Below are 16,259 nucleotides of genomic sequence, written 5' to 3'. Positions count from 1 at the left end.
CCGCGCCCTCGTTTTCCGGCTACGCGACCGGCGTCGCGAACTTCGTGAGAATTCCGATGACGATAATCGCGAGCCCCCAGATCACCATGGTCCACACGGTGAGCCGGTTGAGGTTCTTCTCGGCCACGCCGGATGACTGCGCGCTCGAGGTCACGCCGCCGCCGAACATGTCGCTCAGGCCGCCGCCCTTGCCGCGGTGCAACAGGATGAACAGGATCAGCAGCACACTCGTGACCGCGAGCACCACCTGCAGGATGACGAGCAGAGTATCCACGAAGTCCTCTCAAAAACCAATACTCGGACGGGCCCAAAATGGGCCTCGTCCGAGTATAGGCGACACGTTGCTGCTAGGCGCCGACGTGGCTGCGGTATCGAACAATCGACGAAAAATCGTCGATCTTCAGGCTCGCGCCACCCACGAGCGCACCGTCGATGTCGGGCTCGCGCATGATGCTTACGACGTTGTCGGGCTTCACCGAACCGCCGTACAGGATGCGCGTGGCCGCGGCCCGCTCCTCCCCGATCAGTTCACGAAGTGCGCCACGGATCGCGCCGCACACCTCCTGGGCCTGCTCGGCGGTCGCCACCTTGCCGGTACCGATCGCCCACACGGGTTCGTAGGCAACCACGATCTCGGCCGACTCCGGAAGGTCGGTGAGTGCGGCCGCGAGCTGGGTCGTGGCGACGTCCCACGGCGTGTCGGTCGCCTCACGCTGCTCGAGGGTCTCGCCAACACAGAGCACGGGGAGGAGCCCGTGCTTCAACGCGGCCTGCACCTTCGCGCGGCACTCGTCATCATCTTCACCGTGAATGGTGCGCCGTTCCGAGTGCCCGACGAGCACGTACTTCGCGCCAAGCGCCGCGAGAAACTCGCCGGAGATATCCCCCGTGTAAGCGCCCGAGTCGTGCTTTGAGAGGTCCTGGCCACCGTACGCGAGCTGCAGCTTGTCGGACTCGACGAGCGTCTGCACGCTGCGCAGGTCGGTGAACGGCGGGAACACGGCGACCTCGACCTGGTCGTAGTCGTGGTCGGCGTCCTTCAGCGTCCACGCGAGCTTCTGTACGAATGCGATCGCCTGGAGATGCGTCATGTTCATCTTCCAGTTGCCCGCCATGAGGGGCGTGCGCGTCGTTACCATCCGAGTACCTCCAGACCGGGAAGTCGCTTCCCTTCGATGAGTTCCAGGCTCGCGCCGCCGCCGGTCGACACGTGGCCGAACTCGTCGTCAGCGAAGCCGAGCGTGCGGATGGCCGCCGCCGAGTCGCCGCCGCCGACGACCGAGAGCCCGTCGACCTCGGTGAGCGCCTGGGCGACCTGCTGCGTGCCGTCGGCGAATGCCGGGAACTCGAACACGCCCATGGGGCCGTTCCAGAACACCGTGCTCGAGGTGCGGATGGCCTCGGCGTACGCCTTGGCCGAGTCCGGGCCGATGTCGACCCCGAGGCCCTCCGCACCGAACGACGACAACTCGATCGCGTCGGCGGGAACCACCTCGTGGGCGGCATCGGCCGCGAACTTCTCTGCCACAACGATGTCGGTCGGGAGCAGCAGTTCAACGCCGCGCTCGCGCGCCTCGGCGAGGTAGCCGCGAACGGTCTCGAGCTGGTCAGCCTCGAGCAGCGACTTGCCGACCGAGTGTCCCTGCGCCGCAAGGAAGGTGAATAGCATGCCGCCACCGATCACGAGCCGGTCGACCCGCGGCAGCAGGTTTTCGATGACGCCGAGCTTGTCGGAGACCTTCGAACCGCCGAGGACGACCGTGAACGGCTTCGCGGGGTCGTTCACAACACGACCGAGCTGCTCGACCTCGTTGGCGACGAGCGTGCCCGCCGCCGACGGCAGCAGCTCGGCGAGTTCGTAGACCGAAGCCTGCTTGCGGTGCACGACGCCGAATCCGTCGGAGACGAACGCGTCACCAAACTTCGCGAGTTCCTCGGCGAAGGCACGACGTTCACCGTCGTCCTTACTCGTCTCGCCCGCGTTGAAGCGCAGGTTCTCGAGCACGATCACCTGACCGTCCTCGAGCCCCTCGACCAGCGCGCGAGCACCCTCCCCAACGGTGTCGGGCGCGAGCTGCACGTCTTGGTCGAGTAGTCGACCGAGCCGCTTGGCAGCGGGCTCAAGCGAATACTCGGGGTTCGGCTCGCCCTTCGGGCGGCCGAGGTGCGAGATGACGATGACCTTCGCACCGGCCTCGATGAGCCGACGCAGGGTCGGCAGCGAAGCGCGGACCCGGCCATCATCGGTAATCTCACCGTCCTTGAGCGGCACATTGAGGTCGCAGCGGACGAGTACCCGCTTCCCGGCGAGATCGCCGAGCGTTTCGAGCGTGCGCAGAGGCATAGTGGTCTCCCTCGATGGTGGTCGTGAACGGTTAGAGCTGCTCGGCAACGTAGGCCGAGAAGTCCATAAGACGCTCGGTGTAACCCCACTCGTTGTCGTACCAGCTCGACACCTTCACGAGGTCACCGATCACCTTGGTGAGCGGCGCGTCGTAGATCGAGGAGTGGTTCTCGCCGACGATGTCGCGCGACACGATCGGCTCCTCGTTGTACTTCAGGATGCCCTTGAACGGACCTTCGGCCGCGGCCTTGTACGCGGCGTTGATCTCGTCGACGGTCGCCTCTCGCGAGAGCTTCACGGTGAGGTCGGTGATCGAGCCGGTCTCGACCGGAACACGCAGCGCGTAGCCGTCAAGCTTGCCCTTGAGCTCCGGCAGCACGAGACCGATTGCCTTCGCCGCACCCGTCGAGGTCGGGATGATGTTGAGCGCGGCGGCGCGGGCACGGCGAAGGTCGCTGTGCGGCGCATCCTGGAGGCGCTGATCGGCCGTGTACGCGTGCACGGTCGTCATGAGCCCCGACTCGATGCCGAAGCTGTCCTGCAGCACCTTCGCGAGCGGCGCCAGGCAGTTGGTGGTGCACGACGCGTTCGAGATGATGTGGTCGGTCTCGGGGTTGTAGTCGGTGTGGTTCACGCCGAACACGAACGTCGGGGCGTCGCCCTTCGCGGGTGCCGAAAGCAGTACCTTCTTCGCACCCGCGTCGAGGTGTGCCTGCGCCTTCGCGGGGTCGTTGAAGCGGCCCGTGCACTCAAGCACGAGTTCGACTCCGAGGTCGGCCCAGGGCAACCGCGAGGGGTCGGCCTCGGCAAGGGCGTGCACGTGGTGGCCGCCGATGACGATGCTGTCCTCATCGTGCGACACCTCGGTCTTCAGCACGCCCGAGGTCGAGTCGTACTTCAGCAGGTGCGCGAGGGTCGCGTTGTCGGTGAGGTCGTTAATGGCGACAAGCTCAAGATTCGGGTGGCTGCCGTCGAGCAGAGCTCGGGCGTAGCTGCGGCCGATCCGGCCGAACCCGTTAATGGCGATCTTGGTCACATTTGCTCCTTCAATAGGTGCGCAATAAAGCGTGGGGAATTCAGAACCCCACTGGAACAACGCTACCCAGTTTCCGTGATCGTCTCTCACAGAAACCTCGCACGGGCGCCTATTCGAGCAGGTCGCCCTCGGGAACGCTCGCCGAGGTGTTGTCAATCCCTCGCAGCGAAGCCTCGCGGTCGGCGAGCGCGAGCAGGCGACGCACCCGCCCGGCCACCGCATCCTTGGTCATCGGTGGGTCGGCCCGCTGGCCGAGTTCGTCGAGCGATGCCTCGCGGTAGGCAAGGCGAAGCTCGCCCGCCTGACGCAGATGGTCGGGCACGGCATCTCCGAGAATCTCAAAGGCGCGCTCGACTCGCGCACACGCGGCGACGGCCGCCTGCGCTGAGCGGCGGAGGTTCGCGTCGTCGAAGTTCACGAGCCGGTTCGCGGTCGCTCGGGTCTCGCGGCGTTGGCGCAGCGCCTCCCACTCGGCAAGCACCTGTTTTGCCCCCATGACCGACAGCGTTTGGTTGATCGCCTCGGCCTCACGCAGCACGACGCGGTTCACGCCGCGTACCTCGCGCTGCTTCGCAGAGATCCCAAGCCGCCCCGCGGCCCCGACGAGCGCCATCGCCGTCTCACGGTTTGAGCACACGATGTCGAGGGATGCCGAGCGACCCGGATCGGTGAGCGTGCCGGCGGCAATGAACGCACCGCGCCAAATGGCGGCGAGCACGTCGGCAGTGCCGAGCGTCAGCCGGTTCGGGAGCCCGCGCACGATGCGGCCCCGCGCATCCATGAGCCCGGTCTGTCGCGCGAGCGTCTCGCCCTGGTCGAGCACCCGCACGAGGTACGTGTGCGGCTCCCCCGCGACGCCGCCAGCGCTGCGAGAGATGCGTGGGCGGGCACCGTAAATCGCCGAGAGCTCGTGCGCGAGACGCATCGCGAGCGGCTCCGAGTCGAGCTCGGCCTCGATCACGTAGCGTCCCGAGATCATCTGCAGCGCGCCCGAAAAGCGAAAGATGCTCGAGATCTGCGCGGCCCTCGCGAGATTCGATCCCGGGTTGACTCCATTGAGCTCCCGCTTCACTTTGTCGGTGAGCGACACGGTCGAATCCTTCCTGCGGCGAAAAATGAACGAGGGCAATCGTACCCCCGCGCTACTCCCGCCCGAGATCGCGGTGCTTCACCGAGATCGCCACGTCGTCGCGACCCCGCAGTTGGTTCGCGAGATACTCCGTCATCGCGACCGACCGATGCTTGCCGCCGGTACATCCCACCGCGATGAGTGCGTGCCGCTTGTTCTCTCGGGAATACCCCGAAAGCACGGGCTCGATCATGGCGAGGAAGTTGTCGGCGAACTCGCGCGCACCCGGCTGTGCGAGCACGTACTCCGAAACCCGCTTGTCACGGCCGTTGTACGGGCGCAACTCCGGATTCCAGAATGGGTTTGGCAGAAATCGCATGTCGAGTACGAGGTCGGCGTCGACCGGGAGCCCGTACTTGAAGCCGAAGCTCATGACGGTCAGACGGATGCGGTCCTGGTCGGGCGCGCCGAACCGCTCCGAAATGCGCCGCGCGAGCTCGTGCACGTTGAGTTCGGAGGTATCGATGATGATGTCGGCCATGCTGCGGATCTCGCGCAGGCGCACGCGTTCGCGCTCGAGGGCGTCGAGAATCGTGTCGCCGTCTTCCTGCATCGGGTGCGGCCGTCGCGACGACTCGTAGCGCCGCACGAGCGTGTCGTTTGTCGCGTCGAGGAACAGCACGTAGACCTCGTGGGTCTTCCGCAGTTCGTTGACGAACGAGTCGAACTGCTCAAGCAGCTTGCCCCCGCGAATATCGACCGCGACCGTGAGCTTCGGCAGTGAGTCGCGCGCCTTGGCTGCGACCTCGACCAGGGGCCGAATCATCTGCGGCGGCAGGTTGTCGACGACGAACCAGCCGAGATCCTCGAACCCTTTGAGCGCAGTGGAACGGCCCGCGCCGGACATACCGGTCACGATGGTAATTTCTTGCCGTTCCTCGCCGCCCACCTGGGCCGGCACGGTCGGGTCATTTCCGCCAAAAGTCACGCTGTGCTCCTCACGCCGGGGAAGGTTGTCACGGCGCCGCCGTTCGGAGCCAGCCTACCGAGTCTCGCCTGAGTTTCTCGGCGAAAGCGCGGCTCGAATCGCCTCGGCCGTCGCGGCCCCAATGCCCTTCACCTCGCAGAGCTCGGATTCGCTCGCCTCCCGCAGCCGCTTCACCGAGCCGAAGTGTCGCAGGAGCTCGCGGATGCGCGCCGGCCCGAGCCCCGGAACATCGGCGAGCTGCGACCGGATGTCCTTCCCCCGCGATTTTCGCTGCGCCGTGATCGCGAATCGATGCGCCTCGTCACGGAGCCGCTGCACGAGGAACAGTGCTTCGGACGAGCGTGGCAGGATCACGGGGAAATCGTCGTCGGGAAGCCAGAGCTCCTCGAGCCGTTTCGCGATGCCCACGATCGCGATCTCGCCGACGCCAGCTTCGTCGAGGGCCCGCTTCGCGGCGGCCACCTGTGGCTGGCCGCCATCGATGAGCAGCAGCTGTGGCCGGTAGGCGAACTTGTCGCCCTCCTGCCGCGATTCTGCCTCGTCGAGGTGTGCGAGCCTGCGCGTGAGCACCTGGTAGATCGAATCGGTGTCGTCGGTCGTGTTCGCGATGTTGAAGCGCCGATAGTCGCGCTTCTTCGGGAGCCCGTCTTCGAACACGACCATCGAGGCGACGACGCCCGTGCCCTGCAGATGCGAGACGTCGTAGCACTCGATGCGCAGGGGTGCTTCGGCCATCCCGAGGGATTCACGCAGGTCGTTCAGCGCATCGGTGCGGGCCACGAAATCGGCCGTGCGCTTGAGCTTGTACTGTTTGAGGGCTTCGAGTGCGTTCACCTGCGCGGTCTTCAGCAGCTCGGCTTTGACGCCGCGCTGGGCCGTGCGCAGGGCGACCTTCGCGCCGCGAATCTTCGCGAGCACCTCGGCGAGTGCCTGGTGGTCGTCGGGCAGCGTCGGCACGATGACCTCGCGCGCCGGCACCTGCTCCTGCGCCCCGTAGACGTCCTGCAACACCTGCTGCACGAGCGTGCCCGTGTCGACGTCGAGCTCCTTGTCGAGCACCCAACCGCGCACGCCGCGGATTCGGCCGCGGCGCACGGAAAACAGCTGCACCGAGGCCGCGAGCTCGTCCTCGGCGATGCCGTAGACGTCAGCGTCGGCGTTGTCGGGGAGCACAACCGCCGATTTCGAGAGCACCGCCTCGAACGCCGAAATGCGGTCGCGAAGCCTCGCAGCGTCCTCGTACCGAAACTCTTCGGCAGCCGCCCGCATCTCGTTCGTGAGCTGGTCGAGGATGCCCCGGTCGTATGTCTCCATGATGCGCACGAACTCGTCGACGCGAGCTCGGTGCTCCTCGATCGAAACGGTCTGGCTGCAGGGTCCGCCGCACCGCCCGATCTGGCCCGCGAAACAGGGCTTGCCCGACTGCATGGCCCGGCGATAGTTCGAATCATTGCAGGTGCGAATCGGCATGACGCGAATCATGAGGTCGATCGCCTCGTTGACCGCCCACACCTTCGGATACGGGCCGAAGTACCGGGCCCCGCGCAGCTTCGTGTTCCGTGTCACCATGACCCTCGGCGACTCATCGGCGAGCGTGATCGCCATGAACGGGTACGACTTGTCGTCTTTCAGCCGCACGTTGAACGGCGGCGCGTACTCCTGAATGAGCGTGTACTCGAGCTGCAGCGCCTCGATCTCGTTCTGCACGACCGTCCAGCGAACACTCGCGGCGGTCGTGACCATGCGTCGCGTCCGCTCCGGCAGCGTCTCGAGCGGCGCGAAATAGTTCGCGAGTCGCTGCCGCAGCCGCTTCGCCTTCCCGACGTAGAGGATTCGCCCGCCAGCATCGAGCCAGCGGTAGACCCCCGGGGCGTTCGGGATATCCGCCGGCTTCGGTCGCCAGTCGAGGTAGGTGCTCACGACGATCTGGCGATGCCGAGCAGTTCGGCGAGGAACTCCCCCGTCGCGCTGTCGGGCACGGTCGCGACATCCTCGGGCGTGCCCTCGGCGACGACCGTGCCGCCTCCCGCTCCGCCCTCGGGGCCCATGTCGATCACCCAGTCGGCGCTCTTGATCACGTCGAGGTTGTGCTCGATGACGATGACCGTGTTGCCCTTCTCGACGAGCCCCTCGAGCACGAGCAGAAGTTTCCGCACGTCTTCGAAGTGAAGGCCAGTCGTCGGCTCGTCGAGCACGTAGACCGTGCGGCCGTTCGAGCGCTTCTGGAGTTCGGTCGCGAGCTTCACCCGCTGCGCCTCGCCACCCGAGAGCGTCGTCGCCGCCTGCCCGAGCCGCACGTATCCGAGCCCCACGTCGACCAGCGTGCGGAGGTACCGGTGAATCGACGTGATCGGCGCGAAGAACTCGGCGGCCTCGTCGATCGGCATCTCGAGTACCTCGGCGATGTTCTTGCCCTTGTAGAGCACCTGCAACGTCTCGCGGTTGTACCGCTTGCCGTGGCAGGTCTCGCACTGCACGTAGACGTCGGGCAGGAAGTTCATCTCGATCTTCAGGGTGCCGTCACCGTGGCAGGCCTCGCAGCGGCCACCCTTGACGTTGAACGAGAAGCGTCCCGCCTGGTAGCCGCGAGCCTTCGCCTCGGGTGTCTCGGCGAACAGGTTCCGGATGCGGTCGAACACGCCCGTGTAAGTAGCCGGGTTCGAGCGCGGCGTGCGCCCGATGGGCGCCTGGTCGACGTGCACGACCTTATCGAGCTGGTCGATGCCGTTGACTCGCGTGTGCTTGCCCGGCACCTGACGAGCGCCGTTCAGCTTGTTTGCGAGTACCTTCTCGAGCACGTCGTTCACGAGCGACGACTTGCCCGAGCCCGAGATGCCGGTCACCGCCGTGAAGACACCCAGTGGGAAGTCGACCGTGACGTTCTTCAGGTTGTTCTCTCGGGCACCGACGACGGTGAGCTTGCGCTTCTTATCGATCTTGCGGCGCTTCGACGGCGTCGTGATCTCACGTCGACCCGCGAGATAGTCGCCCGTGATCGACTTCGAATTCTTGATGAGCCCTTCGTAGCTGCCCGAGTGGACGACTTCGCCTCCGAACTCGCCGGCGCCGGGGCCGATGTCGACGATCCAGTCGGCGGTGCGAATCGTATCCTCGTCGTGCTCGACGACGATGAGCGTGTTGCCGAGGTCGCGAAGCTTCTCGAGCGTCTCGATGAGTCGACGGTTGTCGCGCTGATGCAGCCCGATCGATGGTTCGTCGAGCACGTACAGCACACCCGTGAGCCCCGCGCCGATCTGCGTCGCGAGGCGGATACGCTGCGCCTCCCCGCCCGAAAGTGAGCCCGCCGAGCGTGCCAAGTCGAGGTAGCTGAGGCCGACCTCGGTAAGAAACTCGAGGCGGGACCGCAGCTCCCGCAACACCTGCGCGCCGACCTTCGCCTCGCGCTCGGTGAGGTCGATGTTCGTGAAGAACTCGAGCGCGTCGTCGAGCGACATGAAGGTGGCGTCAGCGATCGACTTGCCGGCGACCGTGACCGCGAGCACCTCGGGGCGGAGGCGCGTGCCATCACAGGCCGGGCACGGCACCTCACGCAGGAACTGCGACCACCGATCGCGCTTCGCGTCGGAGTCCGCCTCGGCGAACTGGCGTTCAATGTAGGGAATCACGCCCTCAAAGCCCGACGAGTAGGTGACCGACCGACCGAAGCGGTTCCGGTACTTGACCCGAACCTTGAAGTCCTTCCCCCGCAGCAGTGTCTGCTGCACCTGCTTCGGTAGCTTGCGCCACGGCGTCGTCAGGTCGAAGCCGAGCTCGTCGGCGACCCCGTGGAGCAGCCGCTCGTAGTACTGGTAGAGCGACTTACCCTGCGACGACCACGGCAGGATCGCCCCGTCGGCGATCGATGCTTCTGGGTCGCCGATCATGAGTTCCTCGTCGACCGCCATGCGAATGCCAAGACCGTCGCACGTGGGGCACGCGCCGAACGGCGCGTTGAACGAGAACGTACGGGGCTCGATCTCGGTGAGGGCGAGCTGATGCCCGTTCGGGCACGCAAGGTTCTCGGAGAACGACTCTTCGGCAGCCTCGCCCTCGGCGTCAACGTACTGAATCAGCACTCGCCCGTTCGCGAGCCGCAGCGCGGTCTCGAGTGAGTCGGTGAGGCGGCCGAGCAGGTCATCGCTCGCGACGAGGCGGTCGACGATGACCGAAATATCGTGCTTATACGACTTCTTCAGCGTCGGCGGGTTCGACAACTGCACCCGCTCGCCGTCGACGAGAGCACGAACGAAACCCTGCTGCGAGAGCGACTGCAGCAGGTCGACGAACTCGCCCTTCTTCTGCTGCACGACGGGCGCCAACACCTGATACCGAGTGCCGCGCTCGAGCTCCATGAGCGTGTCGGCGATCTGCTGCACCGTCGATGCCTGAATCTTCTCACCGCACTCCGGGCAGTGCGGCGTTCCGACGCGCGCCCAGAGCAGGCGCATGTAGTCGTAAATCTCGGTGATCGTGCCAACGGTCGACCGGGGGTTGCGGTTCGTCGACTTCTGGTCGATCGACACCGCTGGGCTCAGGCCCTCGATGAAATCGACGTCGGGGCGGTCGACCTGCCCCAAGAACATGCGCGCATACGACGAGAGCGACTCGACGTAGCGGCGCTGCCCCTCGGCAAAGACGGTGTCGAATGCGAGCGATGACTTGCCGGAGCCCGACAGGCCCGTGAACACGACGAGGCTGTCGCGGGGAACCTCGACGTCGACGTTCTTCAGGTTGTGTACCCTCGCGTGCTGCACACGCAACGAGGTGAGCTGGCTGGTGTTCGCGGTAGTCTTCGGCACCCGTCAAGGGTACGCCGGGCCTGCGACACGATCGCCGAAATTCGCTTGCGGCGCAGGCCGAGCAGCCTATCCCGTCGGCCCGATGCGATGGAATGGCAGGCGTTCGACGAGCTCGACGACGAGCCGGTCGGCGGCCGCGAGGTACGCCGCGATCTCGCCGGGCGCGGCGGTGTGCCGATCCTTGCGCATGAGAAACAGTCGGCTTCCGATAATTTCGATGTCGAAGTCGGTGAGGTAGTCAGAAAACACCTGCATGACGTCGGGGGCCAGCACCTCGAGCATGTCGCGCTCTTGTCCTGGCACGCACATCGTGGTGAAGGCGACCGGGAAGTCGCCCTCGAGATCCCACTTCACGAGTCCGTGGCGGTTCAGCGCCAGCGTGCCGTTCCCCTTCGCGTCAAGCAGGATGCGCGGGAGCCGCAGCGCCACGGACGTTACGAGATAGCCGAACTCGGTCACCGTGGTCGTGGTGTGGCCGCCATCGCTGTCGCGCTTCCGGCGCGTTACCTTGTAGTTGCCGATCGCGAAGGCACCGCCCCGCGCGGTGCCCGAGACGACGCCCGTGTGCGTGTGCCGGTCTCCGCGAATCTCAAAGGCCGCGCCCGGATACCTGACGCCGTCGGCACGGGCGGTGAAGTCAAGCCCGTTGCGTTCGGCGAATGCCGCGAGCCGCAGTTGGCGCCGGGCAGTGATGACGGCCGTAAACGCGAGCACGACGCCGGTCACGAGCACGAACGCCCCGAGCAGGGCCAGGAACCCGCTCGTGCCGCCGACGAGCGTGCGAATCACCATGCCGGTGCCGATGATGAGCGCCGTCACGCTCGCGAGTGACTGCGACGTCGCGTGCTGGAACATCGCGAGCAGCAACCGGCCAAACGGGATCTTGCTTCCCCGAAGGGGCGAGAGGTCGAACCGGGTGAATGCGCCGTCGGTCGTCGTCATGGGTGGTTCCTTTCCTGCCCGGGTCGCTGCCAACTCCGGAGGCGCTCGTCGAGCTTCGACGCCACCGTGCTGCCGACGCCGAGCAGTTCCCCGATCGTCGCCGGGTCGGCGACGTTCGCGCCCGGCCGCATGAGTATCAGCAAGTCGCCCGTCAGTTCGATGTCATGGTCGAGCCCGTGGTCGGAGAAGATCTGCATCACGTCGGGTGTGATGATCTCGAGCATGTCGCGCTCGCGCCCTCGCTCGGTAAAGGTGCGGAACTGCGAGGGAAAATCGCCCTCGAGGTCCCAGCGCACGAGGTCGGTGCCAAAGACCCGCCACTTCCCGTTCTGGGTGGCGTCAAAGAACGTGTGGGGCAGCTTCACCGGCAGCCGAACCGCCAGGTACGCGAACCGCACGACCGTCGTCGTGCGCGACTTGCCACTGCGAGACTTCGACTGCTCGGTGACCTCGAAGTTCCCGACTTCAAACCGAGCTCCCGGCAGGCTCCCTCGCACAACGTGTTCGTGCCAGCGAGCGTCGCCGGGCGCCTGGAAACCCACGCCTCGCAGCTGTGCACCCGACCGGTAGCCGACAAACTCGAGCCCGTTCGTGCGCGCGAACTCGGCCATCCTTTGACGCCGGAATCCCGCATTGAAAAACCGTACGACGAAGAACACCGCGACCCCGAGGAGGACGAGCGAAAACACCGCGCCCGGGATCGCCGTGAGCCGCGCCGCCGTCGGGCCCGCAAAGTCGGTGCGATCGACGCCCGTCACGAGCTGCACGATTGAGCCCGCTAGCGTCGCAATAGTGATGAGGCCGAGGATCGAGCTGATCGCCAGCACCACGATGCCGGTCGCCCGCGCCGAGCGGAAGGCACCAATCAGCGAACCGCCACGCCGCGAGAGCGCCGTGAGATCGAACTGCGTCAGCGGTGCGAACCTGTCAGCCGTCACGCGTGTCCTGCCCGTTCCATATTGCGGAGGTCCTTCTTGAGATCGCTCAACTCATCGCGTAGCCGGGCGGCGAGCTCGAACTTCAGCTCCCCCGCCGCGGCGAGCATCTGCTCGTTCAGGTCGGCGATCATCTGCTCGAGCTGATCGGCTCCCTCTGCCGCGAGGCCCTCGTGCCGCAGGTTCGGCGCGGCCTTGCGTCGCGTATCCACGCCCCGGTCGGCAAGCAGCTCGCGAGTCTCTTCGCTCTCACGCGCGAGCACCGCCGTGATGTCGTTGATCTTCTTGCGCAGCGGCTGGGGGTCGATGCCGTGCTCCGTGTTGTAGGCAATCTGCTTCTCGCGCCGGCGATCGGTCTCCTCGATCGCGAAGCGCATCGCCTCGGTCTCCTTGTCGGCGTACATGTGCACTTCGCCCGAGACGTTGCGGGCGGCCCGGCCAATCGTCTGAATGAGCGAGGTCGCCGAACGCAGGAACCCCTCCTTGTCGGCATCGAGAATCGCGACGAGCGATACCTCGGGCAGGTCGAGTCCCTCGCGCAGCAGGTTGATGCCCACGAGCACGTCATACACGCCGGCGCGCAGTTCGCTCAGCAGCTCGACACGCTTCAATGTGTCGACGTCGGAGTGGAGATAGCGCACCCGAACGCCGTGCTCGCCGAGGAAGTCGGTGAGCTCTTCGGCCATGCGCTTCGTGAGCGTCGTCACAAGCACGCGCTCCTGCTTCGCGATGCGCTCCTGGATGCTCTCGAGCAGGTCATCGATCTGCCCCTTGCTCGGTTTCACGACGATCTTCGGGTCGACGAGTCCCGTTGGCCGAATGATTTGCTCGACGACACCGTCGGCGCGTGCGAGCTCGTACTTTCCGGGCGTCGCCGAGAGGTAGACGGTCTGGCCGATCCGCTCGGTGAATTCGTCCCACCGCAGGGGGCGGTTGTCGAGCGCTGACGGGAGCCGGAACCCGTAGTCGACGAGCGTCCGCTTCCGCGAGGCATCGCCCTCGTACATGGCGCCGATCTGCGGCACCGTCACGTGCGACTCGTCGATCACGAGCAGGAAATCGTCGGGGAAGTAGTCGAGCAGGCAGTGCGGCGGCTCCCCCGGCTGGCGGCCGTCGATGTGCATCGAATAGTTCTCGATGCCCGAGGTGAACCCGATCTGCTCCATCATTTCGAGGTCAAACGTCGTGCGCATCTCAAGCCGCTGCGCCTCGAGGAGCTTGTTTTGTGCGCGCAGTTCGTCGAGTCGCCAGCGGAGCTCATCGCGGATCCCGTCCATCGCCCGGTGCATGACCGAGTCGCCGGCCGCGTAGTGCGATCCAGGGAAGATGCTGACGGAGTCGGCCTCGCGCACGACATTGCCCGTGAGCGGGTTGAGCATCGAGATCGCGTCGATCTCGTCGCCAAACAGCTCGATGCGCACCGCGAGCTCCTCATAGACCGGAATGATCTCGATCGTGTCGCCACGCACCCGGAACGTGCCGCGCTGGAACGCGACGTCGTTGCGCGTGTACTGCATGCCGATGAATCGCCGAATGAGGTCTTCGCGCGGAATCACGTCGCCGACGTGCAACGCGACCATCTGGTCGTAGTACTCCTCCGGCTTGCCGAGGCCGTAGATGCACGAAACCGTGGAAACCACGACGACGTCGCGACGCGAGAGCAGCGAATTCGTCGCCGAGTGCCGGAGTCGCTCCACCTCATCGTTAATGGAGGAGTCTTTCTCGATGAACGTATCGCTCTGCGGCACGTACGCCTCAGGCTGGTAGTAGTCGTAGTACGAGACGAAGTACTCGACGGCATTGTTGGGCAGTAGCTGGCGAAACTCATTCGCGAGCTGCGCCGCGAGCGTCTTGTTATGCGCCATCACGAGCGTTGGGCGCTGCACCTGCTCAATGAGCCACGCGGTCGTCGCCGACTTGCCGGTACCCGTCGCGCCGAGCAGCACGATATCGGTCTCGCCCGCGTTGACGCGCTGCGCGAGCTCCGCGATCGCCTGCGGCTGGTCACCCGCCGGCTGGTACTCGCTCACCACCTCGAATGGTCGCACGGTACGTGTAGGTTCCATGCCCTCAACACTACGGCGCCCCTCCGACCTCGGAGGGGCGCCGCTGGTGAGTTACCCGAGTTCAGCCGGTGCGGCCTACTTTTCGAGGTGCGCGCGGACGAACCACTGGAACTTCTCGAGTTCGCGACTCTGCCCGATAAGCACGTCTTCGGTGATCTTGTCGAGCTCACCGCTGAGGTCGATGCTCTCGCGGAAGCCGAGAATCACCCGGTCGTAGAACGCGTCGATCTCTTCGAGGTGCTTGCTCGTGTTCGCAAACAGCAGGTTGTAGTCGTCGTGGTCACGGGCGGCGACGAGGGCGCCGGGCGTGCCAACGGCGGGGAACCCGAGCGTCACGATGCGCTCCGCCACCTCGTCGGCGAAGGCACGAATCGCGTCAATCTGCGGGTCGAGCATCTCGTGCACCGCGATGAAGTTCGGGCCCTGCACGTTCCAGTGCGCGTGCTTGAGCGTGAGGTGCAGCTCGTTGAGGTCGTTGAGCCGCTGCTGCAGCGACGTCGCGATCTCGGCGGCGGTGTCCTTCTCAACACCGGGCACCGTGTACGACGCGGTTGCCGAGCGGGCGTCGAGGTTCTGCGTTGTGGTCATCTGGCGTACCTCCTGAGTCTCGGGGCGGGATCTCCGAACCCGTCATATCTATACAACGTTACGGGGCTGAGTTTTGTGCCCGTTTTGCCCAGGTATTCTGAAGAAATGGCCGATCCCCGCCCGTATAGCGTGCTCGTGCGCGATGAGGACCACGAGATCGAGATCAAGCGGTCGCGGTTCATCTGTTATCTCGCGAGGGTGGAGTCAGAGACGGATGCGCGCGAGCAGGTCGAGCTCGTGCGGGCGGAGCATCGACTCGCTCGGCACCACTGCACCGCGTTCGTCATCGGCCCCGAGCGAGAACTCCGGCGATCAAACGACGATGGCGAGCCGTCGGGCACCGCGGGGATGCCGATGCTCGACGCGCTCGTGAAACATGTGCCTGAGGGCCGCGAGGCGCCCGATCTCTCCGACGTGGTCGCGGTGGTCGTGCGGTACTTCGGCGGCGTGCTGCTCGGAGCAGGTGGCCTCGTGCGGGCCTACTCCGAGGCGGTTTCGGCCACCCTGGCGCGAGCGAGCTTTGCCACGCGGGCCCGACTCGCGCTGTTCACGCTCGAGGCACCGGTTGCCGAGGCTGGTCGCTGGGAGCACGAACTTCGCGCAGCCGGGATCGAAGTCGTCGATACGACGTACGACACTTCGGCCCACCTCCGGCTCGCCATCGACGACACCGAGGCCGCCCGCGCCGCCCTCGACGGGCGCATCGCGACGATCACTTCGGGGGCGGCGCGTGCCGTCGCTGAGGGCACCGAATGGCGCACGACGCGCGGCTAGCGCGACCGTGCCCATTCACCGCCGGCACTACTCGTCGCTAACCCGTTCCTCGGCAGGAGTCGTCACGGGCATGCCGTCGTAGCTGATCTCATCGTCGTCATCGCGGCCCATGAGTCGCAGCCGCGCGTAGAGTTCGTCGACGAGCTCGATGGTCTCGCTAATCGGTCGGGTCGTGTCGAGCACGACGTCGGCAATGCGACGACGCTCCTCATCGCTCGCCTGCGCGTCAATGCGGGCCTGCGCCTCCTCGCGCGTCATGTCGCGATCAGCGAGGAGCCGCTCGAGCCGCACGTCAGCCGGGGCATCGGCAACCCAGATTTCGTCGTAGTCGTAGTTCGAGCGGTTCTCGGCGAGGAGCGGAATGTCGTGCACGAAGATCGCCTCGGGGTCGGCGGCGAGCTCGCTGTCGATTCGTTCCTCGGTGATGCGCCGAATCTCGGGATGCGTGAGGTCGTTGAGCACCCGACGTGCTTCGTCGTCGTTGAACACGATCGCGGCCAGGGCCGAACGGTCGAGCGAACCGTCGGCCCGCAGAATGTCGTCGCCGAAGTGGCTGACGATCGCGGTGAGCGTCGGCTGCCCCGGCTCGACGATCTCGCGGGCGATCTCGTCAGCGTCGATGATGATCGCGCCGAGCTCGCGGAGGCGGTTAGAAATGGTCGTCTTCCCGGAGGCGATTCCCCCCGTGAGCGCGATGGTTGTCATGTCGCTACCTCCT

The 16,259-nt window shown here is 65.8% G+C and carries 14 protein-coding genes; 1 reads left to right on the top strand and 13 read right to left on the bottom strand.

The annotated features are described in order from the left end of the window. Positions 1–19 precede the first annotated feature (19 nt). From secG to dps, 12 genes are all read right to left on the bottom strand, one after another. Positions 20–274 carry a preprotein translocase subunit SecG gene (secG, locus tag G328_RS0101395; RefSeq protein ID WP_019617554.1) on the bottom strand — a complete coding sequence of 85 codons (255 nt, stop codon included), beginning with the start codon at positions 272–274 and terminating at the stop codon, positions 20–22. A gap of 73 nt (positions 275–347) precedes the next feature. Continuing rightward, positions 348–1,139, bottom strand: a complete 792-nt coding sequence (gene tpiA / locus G328_RS0101390; RefSeq protein WP_026339570.1) for a triose-phosphate isomerase — start codon at positions 1,137–1,139, stop codon at positions 348–350. After that, positions 1,133–2,344, bottom strand: a complete 1,212-nt coding sequence (locus G328_RS0101385; RefSeq protein ID WP_019617552.1) for a phosphoglycerate kinase — start codon at positions 2,342–2,344, stop codon at positions 1,133–1,135. Before G328_RS0101385 ends, tpiA begins: the two co-directional genes overlap by 7 nt. 31 nt (positions 2,345–2,375) lie before the next feature. Further along, complete coding sequence (gene gap / locus G328_RS0101380) at positions 2,376–3,380, bottom strand: type I glyceraldehyde-3-phosphate dehydrogenase (protein WP_019617551.1); 1,005 nt, start codon at positions 3,378–3,380, stop codon at positions 2,376–2,378. A 109-nt stretch (positions 3,381–3,489) separates the two neighbouring features. Next, positions 3,490–4,470, bottom strand: coding sequence for a DNA-binding protein WhiA (gene whiA / locus G328_RS0101375; RefSeq protein ID WP_019617550.1), 981 nt, complete (start codon positions 4,468–4,470; stop codon positions 3,490–3,492). A gap of 52 nt (positions 4,471–4,522) precedes the next feature. After that, entirely contained in the window at positions 4,523–5,437 is a 915-nt protein-coding gene (gene rapZ / locus G328_RS0101370; protein WP_275401661.1) for an RNase adapter RapZ, read from the bottom strand. Positions 5,438–5,491: 54 nt separating this feature from the next. Continuing rightward, the gene (gene uvrC / locus G328_RS0101365) at positions 5,492–7,357 is read right to left on the bottom strand and encodes an excinuclease ABC subunit UvrC (RefSeq protein WP_019617548.1); all 1,866 of its coding nucleotides are present in this window, start codon (positions 7,355–7,357) and stop codon (positions 5,492–5,494) included. Then, positions 7,354–10,236, bottom strand: coding sequence for an excinuclease ABC subunit UvrA (uvrA, locus tag G328_RS0101360; protein ID WP_019617547.1), 2,883 nt, complete (start codon positions 10,234–10,236; stop codon positions 7,354–7,356). Before uvrA ends, uvrC begins: the two co-directional genes overlap by 4 nt. Before the next feature lie 66 nt (positions 10,237–10,302). Further along, a complete protein-coding gene (locus tag G328_RS0101355) occupies positions 10,303–11,178 on the bottom strand; it encodes a hypothetical protein (protein ID WP_019617546.1) in 876 nt (291 codons plus the stop codon). Next, positions 11,175–12,116 carry a hypothetical protein gene (locus G328_RS0101350; RefSeq protein WP_019617545.1) on the bottom strand — a complete coding sequence of 314 codons (942 nt, stop codon included), beginning with the start codon at positions 12,114–12,116 and terminating at the stop codon, positions 11,175–11,177. Before G328_RS0101350 ends, G328_RS0101355 begins: the two co-directional genes overlap by 4 nt. After that, complete coding sequence (gene uvrB / locus G328_RS0101345; RefSeq protein WP_026339568.1) at positions 12,113–14,179, bottom strand: excinuclease ABC subunit UvrB; 2,067 nt, start codon at positions 14,177–14,179, stop codon at positions 12,113–12,115. Before uvrB ends, G328_RS0101350 begins: the two co-directional genes overlap by 4 nt. Before the next feature lie 75 nt (positions 14,180–14,254). After that, positions 14,255–14,767: a DNA starvation/stationary phase protection protein Dps gene (gene dps, locus G328_RS0101340; protein WP_019617543.1), complete on the bottom strand. Its 513-nt coding sequence runs from the start codon at positions 14,765–14,767 to the stop codon at positions 14,255–14,257. A 105-nt stretch (positions 14,768–14,872) separates the two neighbouring features. Between dps and G328_RS0101335 the strand changes: the two genes are divergently transcribed. Beyond that, positions 14,873–15,541 (top strand): IMPACT family protein, encoded by a 669-nt coding sequence (locus G328_RS0101335; RefSeq protein ID WP_026339566.1) that lies wholly within the window; start codon positions 14,873–14,875, stop codon positions 15,539–15,541. A 27-nt stretch (positions 15,542–15,568) separates the two neighbouring features. On the opposite strand, the gene coaE is transcribed toward G328_RS0101335, so the two are convergent. Next, a complete protein-coding gene (gene coaE / locus G328_RS13670; RefSeq protein WP_019617541.1) occupies positions 15,569–16,246 on the bottom strand; it encodes a dephospho-CoA kinase in 678 nt (225 codons plus the stop codon). Positions 16,247–16,259: the final 13 nt, after the last annotated feature.

It is taken from the genome of [Zimmermannella] faecalis ATCC 13722 (assembly GCF_000381765.1).
In the GTDB taxonomy this organism is placed as follows: Bacteria; Actinomycetota; Actinomycetes; order Actinomycetales; family Microbacteriaceae; genus Gulosibacter; species Gulosibacter faecalis.
The sequence above is the reverse complement of the archived record's forward strand: the minus strand, read 5'-3'. Positions and strand labels throughout refer to the sequence as shown.